At 71.0% G+C, this 17,924-nt stretch carries 18 protein-coding genes; 7 read left to right on the forward strand and 11 right to left on the reverse strand.

What is annotated here, in order from left to right; translation table 11 throughout:
- Positions 1-2 precede the first annotated feature (2 nt).
- Together menC and NQ151_RS09985 are read right to left on the reverse strand one after the other, a co-directional pair.
- Positions 3-1,136: an o-succinylbenzoate synthase gene (gene menC, locus NQ151_RS09980; protein ID WP_257507473.1), complete on the reverse strand. Its 1,134-nt coding sequence runs from the start codon at positions 1,134-1,136 to the stop codon at positions 3-5.
- 173 nt (positions 1,137-1,309) lie between these two features.
- Positions 1,310-2,029, reverse strand: coding sequence for a GNAT family N-acetyltransferase (locus NQ151_RS09985; protein ID WP_257527989.1), 720 nt, complete (start codon positions 2,027-2,029; stop codon positions 1,310-1,312).
- Between the two features lie 96 nt (positions 2,030-2,125).
- Between NQ151_RS09985 and NQ151_RS09990 the strand changes: the two genes are divergently transcribed.
- Together NQ151_RS09990 and NQ151_RS09995 are read left to right on the forward strand one after the other, a co-directional pair.
- Positions 2,126-3,520, forward strand: a complete 1,395-nt coding sequence (locus NQ151_RS09990; RefSeq protein WP_257528195.1) for an MFS transporter — start codon at positions 2,126-2,128, stop codon at positions 3,518-3,520.
- 16 nt (positions 3,521-3,536) lie between these two features.
- A complete protein-coding gene (locus NQ151_RS09995) occupies positions 3,537-5,054 on the forward strand; it encodes a peptide MFS transporter (RefSeq protein WP_257507470.1) in 1,518 nt (505 codons plus the stop codon).
- A gap of 3 nt (positions 5,055-5,057) precedes the next feature.
- Here NQ151_RS09995 and NQ151_RS10000 read toward each other — a convergent pair whose 3' ends face one another.
- Genes NQ151_RS10000 through pcaH form a run of 8 tightly spaced genes read right to left on the reverse strand, consistent with a single transcriptional unit; the run spans position 5,058 to position 11,553 of the window.
- Positions 5,058-6,227: a thiolase family protein gene (locus tag NQ151_RS10000; RefSeq protein WP_257527990.1), complete on the reverse strand. Its 1,170-nt coding sequence runs from the start codon at positions 6,225-6,227 to the stop codon at positions 5,058-5,060.
- Positions 6,224-6,877 (reverse strand): 3-oxoacid CoA-transferase subunit B, encoded by a 654-nt coding sequence (locus tag NQ151_RS10005; RefSeq protein WP_257527991.1) that lies wholly within the window; start codon positions 6,875-6,877, stop codon positions 6,224-6,226. Before NQ151_RS10005 ends, NQ151_RS10000 begins: the two co-directional genes overlap by 4 nt.
- Positions 6,874-7,635 (reverse strand): 3-oxoacid CoA-transferase subunit A, encoded by a 762-nt coding sequence (locus NQ151_RS10010; RefSeq protein WP_257527992.1) that lies wholly within the window; start codon positions 7,633-7,635, stop codon positions 6,874-6,876. Before NQ151_RS10010 ends, NQ151_RS10005 begins: the two co-directional genes overlap by 4 nt.
- Complete coding sequence (pcaC, locus tag NQ151_RS10015) at positions 7,632-8,036, reverse strand: 4-carboxymuconolactone decarboxylase (RefSeq protein WP_257507466.1); 405 nt, start codon at positions 8,034-8,036, stop codon at positions 7,632-7,634. The genes NQ151_RS10010 and pcaC overlap by 4 nt, the downstream gene beginning before the upstream one ends.
- The gene (locus NQ151_RS10020; protein WP_257507465.1) at positions 8,033-8,815 is read right to left on the reverse strand and encodes an alpha/beta fold hydrolase; all 783 of its coding nucleotides are present in this window, start codon (positions 8,813-8,815) and stop codon (positions 8,033-8,035) included. The genes pcaC and NQ151_RS10020 overlap by 4 nt, the downstream gene beginning before the upstream one ends.
- Positions 8,812-10,191: a lyase family protein gene (locus NQ151_RS10025; RefSeq protein WP_257527993.1), complete on the reverse strand. Its 1,380-nt coding sequence runs from the start codon at positions 10,189-10,191 to the stop codon at positions 8,812-8,814. Before NQ151_RS10025 ends, NQ151_RS10020 begins: the two co-directional genes overlap by 4 nt.
- The gene (gene pcaG, locus NQ151_RS10030) at positions 10,181-10,741 is read right to left on the reverse strand and encodes a protocatechuate 3,4-dioxygenase subunit alpha (protein ID WP_257527994.1); all 561 of its coding nucleotides are present in this window, start codon (positions 10,739-10,741) and stop codon (positions 10,181-10,183) included. Before pcaG ends, NQ151_RS10025 begins: the two co-directional genes overlap by 11 nt.
- Positions 10,738-11,553 (reverse strand): protocatechuate 3,4-dioxygenase subunit beta, encoded by an 816-nt coding sequence (pcaH, locus tag NQ151_RS10035; protein ID WP_257507462.1) that lies wholly within the window; start codon positions 11,551-11,553, stop codon positions 10,738-10,740. The genes pcaG and pcaH overlap by 4 nt, the downstream gene beginning before the upstream one ends.
- Before the next feature lie 116 nt (positions 11,554-11,669).
- Here pcaH and NQ151_RS10040 point away from each other — a divergent pair, with 116 nt between their 5' ends.
- The 5 genes from NQ151_RS10040 (at position 11,670) to NQ151_RS10060 (ending at position 17,382) form a co-directional block, all read left to right on the forward strand.
- On the forward strand, positions 11,670-12,422 hold the full coding sequence (locus tag NQ151_RS10040) for an IclR family transcriptional regulator (protein ID WP_257507461.1): 753 nt from the start codon (positions 11,670-11,672) through the stop codon (positions 12,420-12,422).
- Between the two features lie 88 nt (positions 12,423-12,510).
- Positions 12,511-13,692, forward strand: a complete 1,182-nt coding sequence (locus NQ151_RS10045) for a 4-hydroxybenzoate 3-monooxygenase (RefSeq protein WP_257507460.1) — start codon at positions 12,511-12,513, stop codon at positions 13,690-13,692.
- Positions 13,693-13,897: 205 nt separating this feature from the next.
- On the forward strand, positions 13,898-15,091 hold the full coding sequence (locus NQ151_RS10050; protein ID WP_257507459.1) for a cobalamin-independent methionine synthase II family protein: 1,194 nt from the start codon (positions 13,898-13,900) through the stop codon (positions 15,089-15,091).
- Positions 15,092-15,204: 113 nt separating this feature from the next.
- Positions 15,205-16,083: a formyltetrahydrofolate deformylase gene (gene purU / locus NQ151_RS10055; RefSeq protein WP_257507458.1), complete on the forward strand. Its 879-nt coding sequence runs from the start codon at positions 15,205-15,207 to the stop codon at positions 16,081-16,083.
- Between the two features lie 57 nt (positions 16,084-16,140).
- Positions 16,141-17,382 (forward strand): MFS transporter, encoded by a 1,242-nt coding sequence (locus NQ151_RS10060; RefSeq protein ID WP_257507457.1) that lies wholly within the window; start codon positions 16,141-16,143, stop codon positions 17,380-17,382.
- Positions 17,383-17,397: 15 nt separating this feature from the next.
- On the opposite strand, the gene NQ151_RS10065 is transcribed toward NQ151_RS10060, so the two are convergent.
- Positions 17,398-17,889: a MarR family winged helix-turn-helix transcriptional regulator gene (locus NQ151_RS10065; RefSeq protein ID WP_257507456.1), complete on the reverse strand. Its 492-nt coding sequence runs from the start codon at positions 17,887-17,889 to the stop codon at positions 17,398-17,400.
- Between the last annotated feature and the right edge of the window lie 35 nt (positions 17,890-17,924).

Raw genomic sequence — 17,924 nt, forward strand, 5'->3', positions numbered from 1 at the left:
GCCTACCGCCGCAGGGTCTCGCGCGCGACGGTGAAGTCCTCCAGCGCCACCGGGTCGATGTCGATCCCGATGCCGGCACCGGTGGGCACCCGCACGTGGCCGTCGTCGAGCACGATCGGCTCGGTGACGATGTCGCGCGGATAGAAGCGGTCGGAGGCCGACACGTCGCCGGGCAGCGTGAACCCGGGGAGGGCGGCGAGCGCCGCGTTGGCGGCACGGCCGATGCCGGTTTCGAGCATCCCGCCGCACCACACCGGGATGTCCGCCGCTCGGCACAGGTCATGGATCGCGACGGCCTCGACGTAGCCGCCGACACGGCCCGCCTTGATGTTGATGACGGATGCCGCGCCCAGCGCCCGCGCGTCCTGCGCCGCCTTCAGCGAGACGATCGACTCGTCCAGGCACAGCGGGGTGCGCAGGCGCCCGGCGAGCACCGCGTGGTCGACGAGGTCGTCCTCCTGCAGGGGCTGCTCGATCAGCAGCAGGTCGAACCGGTCCAGCTCCATCAGGGTGTCGATGTCGGCGAGGGTGTAGGCCGAGTTCGCGTCCACCTGCAGCGGGATCGTGCCGAACGCGTCGCGCACCGCCGCGGTGTCGGCGATGTCACGACCGGGTTTGATCTTGATCTTGATGCGCACGTACCCGGCATCGAGGTATTCGGAGACGGCATCGACGAGCGCCGCGGGGTCGCGTTGGATCCCCACCGAGACGCCGCTGGGCACCCGGTCGCGCTCGGCGCCGAGGTAGGCACCGAGCGGGCGGCCCTCGGCGCGCAGCGCGGCGTCGAGAACCGCCAGCTCCAGCCCGGCCTTGGCCATGCGGTGCCCCTTGAACGGCTCGAGGATGCCGGCGACCTGCTCGGGCGCGAGGGTGCCGGCATCCAGCAGCGCCGGACCCAGCCACCGCAGCGCGACGTCCCACGCGCCCTGGGTGTACTCACTGGAGTACAGCGGCGACGCCTGCGTCACGATCTCGCCCCAGCCGTCGCCGTCGGCGGTCAGGGCACGCACGACGATCACCTCGCGCTCGGACTCGGTGCCGAACGAGGTGGTGAAGGGCGAGGTGAGCGGCATCCGCAGCACCCGCAGTTCGAGGCCTTCCAAGGCGACGGCTGCCGCGGGCGTGACGATGGGCATGCGCTCAGGCTAGCGGCGGCGGCTCAGGCGGTGAAGGCGAGCTTGCCGGCGTCCGCGGGTTGCGGCATCCGCTGCACCACAGTTTCGGAGAAATCCGGTTCTTCGGAGCGCACAGCCCGAAACTCGCCGAATTCGTGCAGTTCTCCGAGAACGTGGCGCGGCGCGCGCCGGGCTCACGCCGGGACGAACAGGTACCCGCGGGCGTCGTCGAATCCGCCGACGACGAGGCCGGATGCCGCGTGTGCGGCGAACTGCTCCCGCACCCGGCGGCGCCACAGCATCGCCTCGTCCGGCGACTCCTGACGCATCGTCTCGATGTCGGGCGGCACCGCGACCGTTGCGACCACGTCACCCGGATCGGTCGTGGCGGCGGGGGCGGCCAGTGCCCAGGACACCATGAGCCGGTCGCTCTCGTCGCCGCGGTTGATGACGTCGTCCATCGGGCCGTACTGGTTGGGCAGGTACTCGGTCACCCGTGCGCCCAGCACCACGAGGTTGAAGTGGGCGTTGCGTGCGATCAGCGGATCGAACGTCCAGGTGATGTGCCCGACGTCGCGCGCGAAGGCCCACTGGCGCTGATGCTGCTTGAGCAGCCTGCCGAGCCGGTGGCCGCGGTACTCCGCGAGCACCCCGGTGACGTGCGAATGCATCGACCGCTCGGCGGGGGCGGCGAAGAACGCCACCGACGCCCCGATGATGCGACCTGCGTCGTACAGCCCCACCGCGTAATTGCCGGAATGGGCGAGCGCCCGCAACAGTCCCGCGGGCATCCCGCTGCAGTCGCCGCCCCACACCTCGGCGAGCACATCCGACGCAGCGAACACCTCGTCGACGGTCTCCAGCGGGCGGATTTCGATGCCGGGAGGAGCGCTGAGGTCGTCGAGGTCGGCCATGCCCTCACCCTACGACTCGAGCCGCCTCTGCGCCCGCGACGCTAGCCTGGACCGATGGCCACCCGGGAAGAGAACGCACGCAGGCGCCTCACTCGGATGCCGCGCCAGGGCTTGATCGTCGCTGTGCTGGCGCTGGCCGGGCTGGCCTCGTCCTTCATGTTCACCCTCGTCGTGCCGATCCAGGCGAAGCTTCCCGAGCTGCTGGGTGCGAGCCGCGACGACACCGCCTGGGTGGTCACGGCGACGCTGCTCGCCGCTGCGGTGGTCACCCCCATCGCCGGGCGACTGGGCGACATGTACGGCAAGCGCCGCATCGTGCTCGTGCTGCTGGGGGTGCTCGTGCTCGGCTCGGTCATCGCCGCACTGTCCACCGGCATCATCGGCGTCATCATCGGCCGCGCGCTGCAGGGGGCGGTCACCGGTGTCGTGCCGCTGGCGATCTCGATCCTGCGCGACGTGCTGCACGAAGACCGGGTGGATGCCGCGATCGCGCTGATCAGCGCAACGATGGGCGTGGGTGGCGCGCTCGGCATGCCGCTGAGCGCGCTGGTCACGCAGTACAGCGACTGGCACGCGCTGTTCTGGATGGCCGCAGGCATGGGCGTCGTGGTGTTCGGTCTCGTGCTGTGGATCATCCCGGTGAGCGTGCTGCGCACCGCCGGCAAGTTCGACTACGTGGGCGCGGCGGGGCTCGCGGTGGGCCTGACCGGCGTGCTGCTGGCGGTGTCCCGCGGCAACGAGTGGGGTTGGACGTCTGCTGCCGTGCTGATCTGCGGGCTGGGAGGGCTTGCGGTACTACTGGCGTGGGGCTGGTTCGAGCTGCGCATCGCCGAGCCGCTGCTGGACCTGCGCGTCGCCGCCCGCCGCCCCGTGCTGCTGACCAACATCGCCTCGCTCGCGATGGGGTTCTCGCTGTTCGCGTCGAACGTGTCCTACCCGCAACTGCTGGAGCTGCCCGCCCCCGCCGGGTTCGGGCTGTCACTGCTGGCGGCGAGCCTGGTGATCGCCCCGGCGGGCCTGGTGATGATGGTGCTCTCGCCGTACTCCGGGCGGCTGGCCCGCACGGTGGGACCACGGCTGCTGCTGGTGGCCGGCGCGATCGCCCTCATCCTCGCGTACGGCTTCACCCTGCTGTTCTCCTCCGAGGTCTGGCACCTGCTGGTGGCGAACCTGCTGGTGGGTGTGGGCATCGGGTTCGGGTACGCCGCCATGCCCATGCTCATCATGCGCAGCGTCCCGCAGAGCGAGACGGGCGCCTCCAACGGGCTCAACGCGCTGTTCCGGTCGCTGGGCACCAGCACGGCGGCCGCCGTGATCGGCGCCGTGCTCGCGAGCATGTCCGTCACCCAGGACGGTGTGCAGGTTCCGACGGCGGCCGCGTTCGACCTGGCATTCGTGCTCGGCGGCGGCGCGGCGGTCGTCGCGCTCGTGCTGGCCGTCTTCATCCCGCAACGGCCGGCAAACGAACCCCATCCCTCTCTGCCCCGGTGAGGGTTAGCCTTGGGCAATGAGCACCAACGAGCCGGCCCAGGTACCCGTGGGACCTCCCACGCCACCGGCCGATGCCGTCTCGACAGGTTCCCGAGGCGATAACGACACCCGATTCTTCGGCCAGCCGTGGGCTCTGGCCCACGTGTTCGGCGTGGAGATGTGGGAGCGTTTCAGCTTCTACGGCATGCAGGGCATCCTGCTGCTGTACCTGTACTACTCCGTCGCCGACGGTGGGCTCGGGATGGACCAGACCGTCGCCGCCGGGATCGTGGGCGCGTACGGCGGCAGCGTCTATCTCTCCACGATCCTCGGCGCATGGATCGCCGACCGCGTTCTCGGCTCCGAACGGGTGCTGTTCTACAGTGCGATGATCATCGTGGCCGGGCACATCGCCCTGGCGCTGCTGCCCGGCTTCGCCGGTGTCACGGTGGGCCTCATGCTCGTCGCCCTCGGCTCAGGCGGCCTGAAGGCCAACGCGACCAGCGTCGTGGGAACCCTCTATCGTCAGGATGACCCCCGACGGGATGCCGGGTTCTCGCTGTTCTACCTCGGCATCAACCTCGGCGCGCTGCTGGGTCCGCTGCTGACCGGACTGCTCCAGTCGACCCTCGGCTTCCACTGGGGCTTCGGGCTGGCAGCCATCGGCATGGCGCTGGGGCTGCTGCAGTACTCGTTCGGCCGCAAGTCGCTGCCCGACGAATCCCGCCACGTGCCCAACCCGCTCCCCCGCAGCCGCTACCCGATGTTCATCGGGATCGCGGTGGCCGCGGTCGCGCTGATCCTCGTGCTGGTGCTCACCGGCGTGATCCGCGCCGACAATCTGTCGAGCATCGTCATCTACGTCACGATCGCCGCGACCCTCGCCTACTTCGTCGTCATCCTCTCCAGCCGCCACATCACCGGCACTGAACGCAGCCGGGTGTGGGCGTTCGTGCCGCTGTTCATCACCTCGGTGGCGTTCTGGTCGCTGTACCAGCAGCAGTTCACGGTGGTCACCATCTACGCCGACACGAAGCTCGACCGCGACATCTTCGGGTTCGAGATGCCGGTGCCCTGGGTGCAGTCGATCAACCCGATCTTCATCATCATCCTCTCCGGCGTCTTCGCGTGGCTGTGGACCAAGCTCGGCGCCCGCCAGCCGTCGACGCCGGTCAAGTTCGGCCTCGGCGTCATGATCATGGGAGCGGCGTTCCTGCTGTTCCTGCCGTTCGCCAACGGCGGGGATGGTTCGACTCCGCTCATCGCGATGATCGGCATCCTGCTGGTGTTCACCGTCGCCGAGCTGCTGCTGTCGCCGGTCGGCCTGTCGGTGACGACCAAGCTCGCCCCGGAGCGCTTCCACACCCAGATGGTGGCGCTGTTCTTCCTGTCCGTGGCGCTCGGCACGGCGATCTCGGGCCAGCTGGCGCAGTACTACAACCCCGAAAACGAGGTGCCGTACTTCTCGATCCTCGGGCTCATCGCCATCGGGGTCGGCGTGGTGCTGCTGCTGCTCGTCAAGCCGGTGCTGCGGCTGATGCAGGGGGTGCGCTGACCCTCAGCGCTCCAGCACCACGGCAAGCCCCTGCCCGACGCCGATGCAGATCGCCGCGACCGCCACGCCCCCGCCGCGCCGGCGCAGTTCGTGCGCGGCGTGGCCGATGATGCGGCCTCCGGAGGCGCCCAGCGGGTGACCGATCGCCAGCGCGCCGCCGTGGATGTTGAGCTTTTCCGGGTCGAGGTCCGGCCAGCCGGCGAGGCACGCGAGCGACTGCGACGCGAATGCCTCGTTGAGCTCGACGAAATCGACGTCGGCCCAGGTCTTCCCGGCCTTCACGAGCGCCTTGTTCGCCGCCTCGATGGGGGCGATGGGAAAGTCGTCCGGGTCCACACCGTGCGCGGCGCGCGAGACGATCCGGGCCAGCGGCTCGGCATCCACCGCCCCCTCCGCCCCCAGCAGCACCGCGGAAGCGCCGTCGTTGACGGGTGACGCGTTGCCCGCCGTGACGGTGCCGTCGGCGGCGAACAGCGGCTTCAACCCGGCGAGCTTCGCCACGGACGAGTCGGGGCGGATCCCCTCGTCGCGGGCGAGCTCGGCACCGGGGACCTGCACGATCTCCGGGTCGTAGACGCCGGCGGCCCACGCCTGGGCGGCCAGGCGGTGCGAGCGCACCGCGAAGGCATCCTGCGCCTCCCGGGAGATCCCCCACTCCCGGGCGATCTTCTCCGCCGACTCACCGTTGCTGATGGTCCAGTGCGTCGGCAGGGCACGGTTGACCATGCGCCACCCGATCGCGGTGTTCCACATCGTCTGGTTGCCCACCGCCGGCCACGGCTTGGCCGACTTCTCCACGACGAACGGCGCCCGGCTCATCGACTCGACGCCGCCGGCCAGCACGATGTCGGCGTCGCCTGATTCGATCGCCCGCGCCCCCTGGATGACCGCTTCGACCGAGGAGGCGCACAGCCGATTGACGGTGACACCGGTCACCGACGTGGGAAAGCCCGCCAGCAGCGCGCCGAACCGGGCGACGTTGCGGTTGTCCTCGCCGGCTTGATTGGCGTCGCCGAAGATGACGTCGGCGATGCGGGCCGGGTCGATCCCGGTGCGCTCGACGGTCGCCTTCATGACGAGGGCGGCCAGGTTGTCCGGTCGCACCCCGGCCAGCGCACCGCCGGCGCGGCCGAACGGGGTGCGTACGGCGTCGTAGATGAACGAGGCGGTCATCGTCGTCCTTCCGTGGCATCCATCATGGTCAATCGGGTGAGCTCTTCGAGTCGGCTGATCGTGACATCGCCGAACAGCTCCCGCACCGCGAGCCCGTCGGCGGTGACGTCGAAGACGGCGTGGTCGGTGTACACCCGGGTGACGCAGCCGACGCCGGTGAGCGGATACGTGCAGGATGCCACGAGCTTGGATTCACCCTGTTTGGTGAGCAGATCCGTCATGACGTAGACGCTCTTCGCGCCGATCGCGAGGTCCATCGCGCCACCGACGGCCGGGATCGCGCCCGGGGCGCCGGTGGACCAGTTGGCCAGGTCGCCCGACTGCGAGACCTGGAACGCACCCAGGACGCAGACGTCCAGGTGGCCGCCGCGCATCATCGCGAACGAGTCGGCGTGGTGGAAGTATGCCGCCCCCGGCAGCGCGGTGACCGGCTGCTTGCCGGCGTTGATGAGGTCGGGGTCGATCAGGTGGGGCTCCGGCGCCTCGCCCATGCCCAGCAGCCCGTTCTCGGTGTGCAGGATGATCTCCTGGTCACGGGGCAGGTAGTTGGCCACCAGGGTGGGAGCCCCGATGCCGAGGTTGACGTACGAACCCTCGGGGATGTCGGCGGCGATCCGCGCCGCGAGCTCGTCCCGTGTGATCCCGGTCATCGCGCCTTCTCCTGTGATGCCGTGGCCGGTGCGCCCAGCGGGCGCCCCTCGATGTCGACGCCGCCGACGAAGATCCCGTCCTGCAGCCAGGCCCGGGGGCCGACGGCGACGACGCGGTCGACGAAGATCCCGGGGGTGACGACCCGCTCCGGGTCCAGCGCCCCCCGGGGCACGATCCGGTCCACCTGCGCGATCGTCGTCGTCGCGGCGGTGGCCATGATGGGCCCGAAGTTGCGCGCCGTCTCGCGGTACACCAGGTTCCCCCAGCGGTCGCCCTGCAGCGCGGAGATGAGCGCGAAATCGGCCTTGATCGGGTACTCCAGCACATAGTGCCGGCCGTCGATCTCGCGCTGCTCCTTGCCTTCGGCCAGCTGCGTGCCCACCCCGGTTGGCGAGAAGAACGCGCCCACCCCGGCGCCGGCGGCGCGAATGCGTTCGGCGAGGTTGCCCTGCGGCACGATGTCCAGTTCGATCTCACCGGCCCGGTACAGCTCGTCGAACACCCACGAGTCGTGCTGCCGCGGGAACGAGCACACGATCTTGCGCACCCGCCTCGCCGCGAGCAGGGCCGCCAGTCCGGTGTCGCCGTTGCCGGCGTTGTTGTTGACGATCGTCAGATCGGTGGCGCCCTGCGCGATGAGCGCGTCGATGAGTTCCACCGGCTGGCCGGCGCGGCCGAATCCGCCGATCATGACCGTCGCACCGTCGTGGATGCCGGCGACGGCCGCCGCGGCATCGGGGACGGTCTTGTCGATCACGACTGGTCCTCGGCGAAGACCTCGGACGCGATGCGGAACGCCGTGTTGGCGGCGGGGACGCCGGAGTACACCGCCGACTGCAGGATCACCTCACGGATCTCGTCGACGGTGAGGCCGTTGCGCAGCGCCGCGCGCAGGTGCATCGCGAGTTCCTCGTGGTGCCCGTGTGCGATGAGCGACGACAGCACCGCGACCGACCGGGATCGGCGGTCCAGGCCCGGCCGCGACCAGACATCCCCCCAGGCGACGCGGGTGATGAAGTCCTGCCAGTCGGCGGTCAGCTCGGTCGTCGCGGCGTTCGCGCGGTCGACGTGGGCGTCCGAGAGCACCGCTCGACGCACGGCCATGCCGTTGTCGTAGCGCTCCTGGTCGCTCAGTCCTTCGCCCTGTGGTCTGGTCATCGCGTCCCCTTGCTGTCGAAGAATTCCACCAGCACGCGTGCCACGTCTTCCGGCTGCTCCGCGGGCGGCAGATGCGCGGCATCCGCGATGCGCGCGATGCGGCCGCCCGGCACCCCGTCGGCGATCTCGCGGGCCTTGGCCTCGGGTGCGACGGCGTCGTGTTCGCCCCACACCGCCAGCACCGGGGTGGTGATCGCATCGAGCCGGTCGCGGACGTCGTAGTCGGCCAGCGCCTCGCAGCAGCGGGCGTAGGAGTCGTCGTCGGTGTTCTGCAGCGCGTGCAGCAGCCGCCCCGACAGCTCCGGCTCGCGGGCGACCGAATCCGGCGCGAACCAGCGCTGCGCTGAGGGGATGATGATGCTCGACGTGCTCTCGGCGCGCACCTTCGCGGCGCGCTCGTGCCAGCCGGCCGGGTCGCCCAGCTGCGCACCCGACGCGATGATGGCAGCCGCGCGCACGGCATCCGGATGCCGCAGCAGCAGTTCCAGCCCGACCGCACCCCCCAGGGAGACCCCGGCGTACCAGAACGGGCCGGCGGAGACCTCGCGTGCCGCGTCCACGACGGCATCGGCGAGGTCGGCGACGGTGAAGGGGGCGGATGCCGGTGCCGACCGGCCGTGGCCCGGCAGGTCCCACGTGACGACCCGGTAGCGGCCGGTGAGGGCGGGCAGCACCTTCTCCCAGAGGATCCCGGTGGTGCCCAGCGACGGACCCAGCACCAGCAGCGCCGCGTCGTCGGGTCCGACGGGGGCGGTGAGGGCGACGGCGGGACGGGTCACGGATGCTCCTCGCGATGCGTGCGGGCGATGGCGTCGTCGACGAGGGCGCCGGCAAGACCGACGTAGCCGGCGGGGTCGAGCAGGTGGGTCACGTCGAGGTCGCTGCCCGCGGTGGCTGCCGTCACGAGGGCGGTGAGCGCCTCGCCGGCCACGGCGCGGGTGAGCAGCTCGGCGGCGGCAGCCTTCCCGATCACCGGGGTGAGCACCAGGGCCACCCGCTCGGCGACGATGAGACCATCGGTGACCGCGAGGTTGCGCGCGACGGCGGCGGAGTCGACCCGCAAGCCCCCGACGAGGTCGACGGCGGTCGCGGCGGCGCCGCGGGCGAGCCGCAGCAGCTCCCGCAGGGTAGGCCATTCGGCATGCCACGCACCGTCCGGGCGCTCGTCGACGGCGAGCGCGGCGGCGGTGTGGAGCGTGGCGGACAGGTGCGGCGCCCGCAGTGCCGCGGAGCGCACCAGCACGGCAGCGGCGGGGTTGCGCTTCTGCGGCATCGCACTGGATCCGCCGCCTGATCCCTCGGCGAGTTCGCCGATCTCGGTGCGGCTGCCGGTCACGACGTCGGCGGCGATGACGCCCAGTGCGTCGGTGACCTGTGTCAGCGCGTCGCCGAGCTCGGTGACCGGCCACCGGGTGGTGTGCCACGGCGCGTCGGGTGCCGCCAGGCCCAGCTCGGTGGCGAACGCCGCGGGCAGTCCTGCCGCGGCATCCGCACCGCCGATCTGGAGGAACGAGGCGAGGGTGCCACCGGCGCCGCCCAGCTGCGCCGGCAGCTCGGCCAGGACGCCCGTCAGCCGCGACCGGGCACGCGCGATGCCGCGCAGCCAGTTCGCCGCACGCAGCCCGACCGTCGTCGGCACCGCATGCTGGCCGAGGGTGCGCGCGGCGGCGACCTCGTCGCGATGGGTGGCGGCGAAGGATGCCAGCAGGATCTCGAGCGCGGCGAGGTCGGCGACGATCAGCGCGCCGGCGCGACGCGCGGTGAGCATGAGCGCGGAGTCGAGGATGTCCTGGCTCGTCGCTCCCCGGTGCACCCATTCGCGCCCGTCGGCCGGGGCGCGGTCCTTCAGCGCGCCGACGAGGGGGATCACCGGGTTGCCGCCGGCACGGGCGGCGGCGGCCAGTTCCGCGGCGGACAGCCACGACACGTCCGGCAGGTCGCCGGCGGCATCCCGGTCGCGCCCGCCGAGCGCGGCGGCGACGGCATCGGCGGTCTCCTCCGATGCGACGCCCACCTGCGCCCAGGCGCGGGTCAGGGCGATCTCGGCGGCGACGAGCGCGGCGAGCACCGCGGCATCCGTCGTGTCCTGGTCGTACCGTGCAGTCACCGGCGAGAGCAGCCCGACATCGACGGGGAGGCGTGCATCAGAAGACAAGGAAGACGGTCTCCTTCTCCCCCTGCAGCCGGATGTCGTGGCGAAGGTTGCCGTCGGGGGTGCGCGACGCGATGAGCGTAGCGCGCTCGTCCTGATCGAGCGAGGACAGCAGCGGGTCGGCATCCAGCGCCGCCTGGTCGTCGGGGAGGTAGATGCGGGTGTGCAGCTTGTCGGGCAGGCCCCGGGCGTAGACGATCGCGGCGAAGAACGGCGCCTTGCCCGCTGCGGCGCCCGGGTTGCGCGTCCAGAACTCGTAGTGGCCCTCGTCGTTCGTGAAGGCGCGCCCGAACCCGGTGAACGTGTGGTCGTCGCGGCGGAACGCACCTCGGGCGTCCGGGAGCGTGCCGTCCTGGTCGGCGCCCCAGATCTCCACGAACGCGTCGGGGATCGGGTTGCCCTCCCCGTCGGACACGGTGCCGCTGAGCAGGATCGCCCCGGGCGAATGCGGGAACGCGACCTCGTGCATCTTGGCGTACTCGACGCCGTAGGCGAAGAACGGGCCGACGGTCTGACCGGGGCTGGGGACGTGGGTGCGCTCGGGGACGGTCATGCGTCGTGCTCCTCAGGCTCGAACCAGGTGGCATCCGAACCGTCGACGACGATGTCGAAGCGGTAGCCGGTGGACCACTCCGGCGAGGTGAGGTCGTGGTCGTAGACGCCGACGAGGCGGTCGCGGTCGCTCTGTCGCCAGATCGTGTTGTAGATCGGATCGAGGGCGAACAGCGGGTCACCGGGGAAGTACATCTGCGTCACGAGCCGGTGCGTGAACGACGACCCGAAGATCGAGAAGTGGATGTGGGCGGGCCGCCACGCGTTGACGTGGTTCTTCCACGGATAGGGCCCGGGCTTGATCGTGGTGAACAGGTACTCGCCGGCGTCATTCGTGATCGTGCGTCCCGCGCCGGTGAAGTTCGGATCCAGGGGCGCGGGGTGCTGGTCGCGCTGGTGGATGTACCGGCCGGCGGAGTTGGCCTGCCAGATCTCGATCAACTGGTTGCGGATCGGGCGCCCCCACGAGTCGCGCAGCGTGCCACGCACCGTCATCCGCTCTCCCAGCGGCTCACCCGCGTGCTGCAGCGTCAGGTCGGACTCGATCGCGGCGACGTCACGCTGGCCGAATGCGGGCGAGACCAGTTCGATCGTCTCGGGGTCGACGAGCTTCGGGTTCTTCGTCGGATGCCGCAGGATGCTGGAACGGTAGGGCGGGAAGTCGTGCATCGTGGCGGGCAGGCGCTCGCCTGACGCCTCGCGCGCGGCGTACTCTGCGTGCCGGTCCCTGATCTCCTGCGTGATCTCGGCCTGCGACAACTGATCGGGCGAGGCGAGCAGCGTCTCGGGCGCGGCGGCTGTGGTGTCGGTCATGGGTCTCCTTCGACGCCTTGGGTCAGCTCGTCCTATCGTCGCGCGAGTAAGCGTGCCTGGGGAGTGGTGTCCCACTGAATGAAAATCGCCCTTGCCGGGTGTGCCACACTCTGGCCATGGCGAACTCCCCGTCCGGCGAATCCGGCATCGACCGGCTGGTCCGCGTCCTCGAGACCTTCACGCCCACGCGCACCGTGCAGACGACAGCGGAGATCGGGCGGCGGGCGGGGCTGCCGAGCTCGACAGCACATCGACTCGTGGGCGAACTGGCCGACGCCGGGCTGCTCGAGCGCGACGAGAATCGGCGCGTGCGCATCGGGATGCGCCTGTGGGAGCTGGCCACCCGTTCTTCGTCGGCGCTGCGGCTGCGCCAGGCGGCGCTGCCCTTCATGGAGCGGGTGCAGTCGCGGGTGCGCGAGCACACGCAGCTGGCGATCCTCGAGCAGGACGAGGCGCTGTTCCTCGAGCGCCTCAGCGGCCCCGATTCCGGCGCCAACATCACACGCGTCGCAGGTCGGCTGCCGCTTCACGCATCCAGCTCGGGCCTCGTCCTGCTGGCGTTCGGCGGGCCCGCGCTGCAGGAACGGGTGCTCGGCGGTGCGTTGCGGCCCCTGACATCGGCGACGCTGTCGGATCCGGCCGCCGTGCGCCGCAAGCTCGCGGAGGTGCGCACGCTGGGGCACGCGATCGCGCCCGGATACATCGAGGAGGTCTCCACCGGCATCGCCGTGCCGATTCTGGATGAGACCGGCAACGTCGTCGCTGCCCTCTCGGTCGTCGTGCCGCGGGGAGCGGAGTCGGAGTTCGCGGTCGTGGAACTGCAACGCGCGGCACGGGACATCGAGCGCTCACTCGGCTACCGCCGATAGGGAAACGACTCCCGTTGAACGGGAGTTCGTGCGGCGTTCGCGCGGCGCGGGGCGACGATGGGGCCTGTCAGCCGTCGAAGGAGCCGCCATGACCACCATCACGCGTACGCGTGTCGCCATCGTCGGGGCCGGTCCCGCCGGCCTCGTGCTGTCCCAGCTGCTCGCCGACGCGGGGATCGACTCCGTCGTCATCGACCAGCGTTCCCGCGAAGAGATCGAGACGACGGTGCGCGCCGGCATCCTGGAGCAGGGGACGGTGGAGCTGCTGCGGCGCATCGACCCTGGCACCCGCGTGGACACGGTGGGCCGGCGGCACGACGGGATCGAGCTGCGGTTCCAGGGTGAGGGGCACCGCATCGACTTCGCGGCCCTCGTGGGGCGCGGTGTCTGGCTGTACCCGCAGCACGAGGCGCTGAAGGACCTGCTGGCGCTGCGCCTGGCCGCGGGGCAGGATCTGCGGTTCGGGGTGACCGCGACGCGCGTCGACGACGTCGACACCGACCGGCCGCGGGTGATCGCGACGGATGCCGAAGGCGGCGGGATCGAGATCGACGCGGACTTCGTGGTGGGCGCCGACGGCTCGCGCAGCGTCGTGCGCGCCGCCGTGACGGGGTCGGCGACCGGCGGGTACTTCCGCGAATACCCGTTCGCGTGGTTCGGCATCCTGTGCGAAGCGCCGCCGAGTGCCGAGGAGCTGATCTACTCCAACTCCGACCACGGTTTCGCGCTGATCAGCCAACGCAGCCCCACGGTGCAGCGCATGTACTTCCAGTGCGACCCGGAGGCCGATCCCGAGGCGCTCACGCAGGAGCAGATCTGGCAGACCCTGCAGGATCGGGTGCCGGGCACGACGCTCGTCGAGGGCCCGATCTTCCAGCGGGATGTGCTGAGGTTCCGCAGCTTCGTCGCGCACGAGGTGCGCCACGGCCGGGCCGCGCTCGTGGGCGACGCCGCGCACACCGTGCCGCCCACCGGAGCGAAGGGGATGAACCTCGCCGTTGCCGACGTCGTGCTGCTCGCCGATGCGCTGCGCGCCCTGCTGGTCGACCGCGACGCGGGGCTGATCGACTCGTTCGCCGAGCGGGCGCTGCGGCGCATCTGGAAGGCGCAGCACTTCTCGTGGTGGATGACGAACATGCTGCACGTCGCGCCGGATGCCACCGACTTCGACCGGCTGCGGCAGGTCGGCGAGCTGCGGTCGGTGGTCGAATCCGAGGCGGGTCGCACGTATCTCGCGGAGGCGTACACCGGGTGGCCGCTGGAGCGGTGAGGTCGGGGCGGCGCGCGGCGCCGGCCCACTCGGCTCCCCTGTCCTGCGATGTCGCTTCGGCACCCGCGAAGCCACGCTTCGCGGCAGGCGAGCGGCGCCGCGGGTGGGCTGCGCCGCTGCGTGACGGTACATGACGGCCGCTTCGGGCCGCCGCCGGAGCCGCCGATAAGCTCGCGGCGCCCCCCGAACGAAAGCGCAGCAGTTCATGACCGAGATCCAGACCACCACCGCCGGCAGCCTGCCCCGCACGCAGGCTCTCATCGACGCGAACGGTGCCCGCACCTTCGCCGACGACGGCTTCACGCTGCAGTCGACGCCGGAGTTCGAGCAGCTCACGGCGCAGGCGGTGGCCGACGTCGTCGAGCGTCAGCGCGACGCCGGCATCACGCTGGTCGGCGACGGTGAGTTCGGCAAGGCGATGTCGAACGCCGTCGATTACGGGGCGTGGTGGTCGTACTCGTTCCAGCGCGCCGCCGGGCTGTCGCTGACCGAGGTCAACGCGTTCAACGAGCCGCCGGTGCGCTCCGAGCCCGGCGACATCAAGCTCACCTCGTTCCTGGACCGCCGTGACCGGCAGCTGTTCCCTGCGGTGTACGCCGAGGTCGTCGAGGTGGGGCGCAACGCCACCGGGTTCCCGACCACGACGGGGCCGATCACGTACCGCGGCCAGGCGGCCGTGGCATCCGACATCCGGCACCTCAAGGCGTCGCTGCGCGAGGGCGAGCAGGGCTTCCTCACCGCGATCGCGCCGGGGTCGGCCGCCCGCGTGCGCAACGACTACTACGCCACCGAGGAGGAGCACATCTGGGCGTGGGCGGACGCGCTGCGCGAGGAGTACCGCGCGATCGTGGATGCCGGGCTCATCGTGCAGCTGGACGACCCGTCACTGGCGGAGAACTTCGACCAGATCAGCCCGGAGCCGTCGATCGCCGACTACCAGGCGTTCACGAAGATCCGGGTCGACGCGATCAACCACGCCATCGCGGGGCTCCCCAAGGAGCAGGTGCGCCTGCACCTGTGCTGGGGCTCGTGGCACGGGCCTCACACGACCGACGTCGAGCTGCGGCACATCCTGCCGGTCGTGCTGGGGGCCAACGTCGGGTCGATCTCGTTCGAGGCCGGCAACGTCCGCCACGAGCACGAGTACACGGTGTGGGGCGAGCAGGCGCTGCCCGACGACCTGGTGCTCGTGCCCGGTGTCGTGAGCCACGCGACGAACGTCGTGGAGCACCCCGACCTCGTCGCGCAGCGGATCGCCCGGTTCGCCGGCATCGTGGGTGCCGACCGCGTGATCGCCTCGACCGACTGCGGCCTGGGCGGCCGGGTACACGCGGACATCGCGTGGGCCAAGCTCGCGTCCCTCGGCGAGGGCGCCCGCCGCGCCGCCGCGCGGGTCTGACCCGCGGCATCCACGCGCTCCCCTGTCGCGTATGGGCCGGCGGCGGCCACCTGCGACAGGGGAGCGGATGCCGGGTGTCGGCGGCATCCACCGCGGCACGGCAGAATCGAAGGATGGCCGTGCACACACCGCACCTTCTCCCCGCCCACGCGTGCCTCATCGTGCACGGTAAGGACCAGCCCGGCATCGTCGCGGCGGTCTCGGCGATGATCACCCGCATCGGTGGCAACATCGTCGCGTTCGACCAGTACTCCGACGACCCGATCGGTGGCGCGTACTTCCAGCGGGTTGTGTTCCACCGCCCCGACTTCGCGGCCGACCGCCCGCAGATCGAGGCGGAGATCGCCGGCGTGCTCGACGAGTTCGAATTGCAGTGGTCGCTCACCGATCAGTCGGTGCCCAAGCGCATGGCGATCCTCGCGTCCAAGCAGGACCACTGCCTGCTCGACCTGCTGTGGCGCCACCGCCGGGGCGACCTCCCGGTGACGGTGCCGATGGTCATCTCCAACCACACCACCGCCGCGGAGGACGTCCGCTCCTTCGGGGTGCCGTTCTTCCACGTACCGTCGAACCCGGGGCCGGACAAGTCCGAATCCGAAGCGAAGATGCTCGAGCTGCTGGTCGGCAACGTCGACTTCGTCGTGCTGGCGCGCTACATGCAGATCCTCTCGTCGGACTTCCTCGACAAGCTCGGGGTGCCGGTGATCAACATCCACCACTCATTCCTGCCCGCCTTCATCGGCGCGGAGCCCTATAAGAAGGCCAAGCAGCGCGGGGTCAAGCTGATCGGTGCGACGAGCCACTACGTCACAACCGACCTCGACGAGGGTCCGATCATCGAGCAGGACACCGTGCGCGTGACCCACGCCGATTCCGCGGCCGAACTCGCCCGACGCGGCGCCGATGTCGAGCGTCAGGTGCTGTCCCGCGCCGTGCTGTGGCACGCGCAGGACCGCGTCATCCGCCACGGCAACCACACGATCGTGTTCTGACGCGAGTCGGTCGGATGCCGGCACGCAAACCACACCGGCGGGTATAGTCCCGTACTGATGACCCCCGATGCCGTGGCCACGCGACGCACCGCGTCCGTCGCGCTCATCGTGGCGGTGTGCCTGGTCGCGGCGAACATGCGGCCCACGATCACCGCAGTCGGCCCGCTGCTGGAGCAGATCGGCGAGGGCACCGGCATGGCGCCGGGCGCGCTGGGCCTCATCGCCTCGGTGCCGCTGGTCGCCTGGGCGATCTTCTCCCCGCTCGCGCACGACCTCACCCGCAGGTTCGGGATGTCCCGCGTCATGCTGTGGTCGCTCCTGCTCCTGGCCGTCGGCACCGTCGTCCGCTCCGTACCCGGACCGGTGGCGAGCCTGTGGATCGGCGCCGCGCTGATCGGTATCGCACTGGCGATCGTCAACGTGCTGATGCCGGCTGTCGTCAAGCGCGACTTCCCCGGCAACGTCGCGTCGATGACGGCGGTGTACTCCGCGCTGCTCGGCGGATTCGGGGCCGTCGCTTCCGGGCTCGCCGTGCCGATCTCCGAGGCTCCCTGGCCACAGGATCCGGCCGGCTGGCAGTTCTCGCTGCTCGTGACCGGCGGCGCCCTGCTGCCGTTCGCGATCGTCGCGTGGGCGTGGGCGACGCGCGGGCCCGCCGACGTGCCGGTGCCGGACCAAGGTCGTGGCCCGGCGCCCGGCCGGGGACGCCGGCGCGTGCCGACCGGCATCTGGCGCGACCGGACGGCCTGGCTCGTCGCCCTCTACATGGGCCTGCAGGCATCCGTGTTCTACATGATCGTGACGTGGCTTGCGCCGCTGTCCGTCTCGATCGGCCGCTCCGCGATCGTCGCGGGCCTGGACGTCATGCTCTACCAGCTCTTCTCGATCGCAGGTTCACTGATCCTGCCGCTGTTGCTGCGCGGGCGCGCGCGCACCCGCATCCCGGCCCTCGTCCCCTCGCTGGCGGTCGTCGGGGTGGTGGGCCTCATGGTCGCACCTGACCTCGTGCTGCTGTGGGCACCCATGCTCGGGCTGTCCTCTGGCGCATCCCTCGGTATGACGCTGACCTTGATGGCGCAGCGCGCCCGCGACCATGACACCGCGGCGGCACTGTCGGGCATGGCACAGTCAGTGGGCTACGTGATCGCGGCCATGGGCCCGGTGGTGTTCGGCTGGCTGCACGACGCTACCGGGGCGTGGCTGGCATCCCTCGCTCTGCTGCTGGTGGTGCTGGCGGCGCAGAGCATCACCGGGATCTTCGCCGGACGCGACCGCTACGTCCTCGCCGGCCGGCAGTGACGGCGCCCCGGCCGCCTAAACGGTGACGGGGTCGACGGCGAGACTGCGCAGCAGCGCCGTCAGCCGCTCGCGGTCGTCCGGGGCGAGGGTGCCGAACGTATCGACCTCCGCCGCCTCGACGGCAGCGCGGGCGCGACGGTGCAGTTCCCGGCCCGCCGGCGTTGCCACCACGACGTTCGCCCGCCGGTCGTTCGGGTCGGGCTCGCGGCGTGCGAGCCCACGCGACTCAAGATCGTCCACGAGCGCCACGATCTGGCTCGGATCCAGCCGCAGGAACTCCGACAGCTCGCGCTGGGTCGGCCGCGCATCGTCGGCGACCAGCGAGAGCACCGAGTAGGAGCGCACCTTCAACTCGTACTCGGCCAGCGCGCGATTGGCACTGGCCACGGAACGGGCGTTCGCGCGCGCCAGCAGGAATGCGGTGTCGCCCCCCGCTGCGGTGGCCCACAGTCGCTCTGAGCCGGCGGATGATCGCAGCTCGGACGGCGACGGCGAGGCGGAGGACATGACTGAATGCTAAAGGTCCGAACCTGGATCCCTCA

Origin of the sequence: Microbacterium sp. zg-YB36 (assembly GCF_024623575.2) — a bacterium.
GTDB lineage: Bacteria > Actinomycetota > Actinomycetes > Actinomycetales > Microbacteriaceae > Microbacterium.

Coding starts and splice junctions, on each gene's coding strand:
- menC (WP_257507473.1), bottom strand. CDS start 1,136: ATGCCCATCGTCACGCCCGCGGCAGCCGTCGCCTTGGAAGGCCTCGAA.
- NQ151_RS09985 (WP_257527989.1), bottom strand. CDS start 2,029: ATGGCCGACCTCGACGACCTCAGCGCTCCTCCCGGCATCGAAATCCGC.
- NQ151_RS09990 (WP_257528195.1), top strand. CDS start 2,126: ATGCCGCGCCAGGGCTTGATCGTCGCTGTGCTGGCGCTGGCCGGGCTG.
- NQ151_RS09995 (WP_257507470.1), top strand. CDS start 3,537: ATGAGCACCAACGAGCCGGCCCAGGTACCCGTGGGACCTCCCACGCCA.
- NQ151_RS10000 (WP_257527990.1), bottom strand. CDS start 6,227: ATGACCGCCTCGTTCATCTACGACGCCGTACGCACCCCGTTCGGCCGC.
- NQ151_RS10005 (WP_257527991.1), bottom strand. CDS start 6,877: ATGACCGGGATCACACGGGACGAGCTCGCGGCGCGGATCGCCGCCGAC.
- pcaC (WP_257507466.1), bottom strand. CDS start 8,036: ATGACCAGACCACAGGGCGAAGGACTGAGCGACCAGGAGCGCTACGAC.
- pcaG (WP_257527994.1), bottom strand. CDS start 10,741: ATGACCGTCCCCGAGCGCACCCACGTCCCCAGCCCCGGTCAGACCGTC.
- pcaH (WP_257507462.1), bottom strand. CDS start 11,553: ATGACCGACACCACAGCCGCCGCGCCCGAGACGCTGCTCGCCTCGCCC.
- NQ151_RS10040 (WP_257507461.1), top strand. CDS start 11,670: ATGGCGAACTCCCCGTCCGGCGAATCCGGCATCGACCGGCTGGTCCGC.
- NQ151_RS10045 (WP_257507460.1), top strand. CDS start 12,511: ATGACCACCATCACGCGTACGCGTGTCGCCATCGTCGGGGCCGGTCCC.
- NQ151_RS10050 (WP_257507459.1), top strand. CDS start 13,898: ATGACCGAGATCCAGACCACCACCGCCGGCAGCCTGCCCCGCACGCAG.
- purU (WP_257507458.1), top strand. CDS start 15,205: ATGGCCGTGCACACACCGCACCTTCTCCCCGCCCACGCGTGCCTCATC.
- NQ151_RS10060 (WP_257507457.1), top strand. CDS start 16,141: ATGACCCCCGATGCCGTGGCCACGCGACGCACCGCGTCCGTCGCGCTC.
- NQ151_RS10065 (WP_257507456.1), bottom strand. CDS start 17,889: ATGTCCTCCGCCTCGCCGTCGCCGTCCGAGCTGCGATCATCCGCCGGC.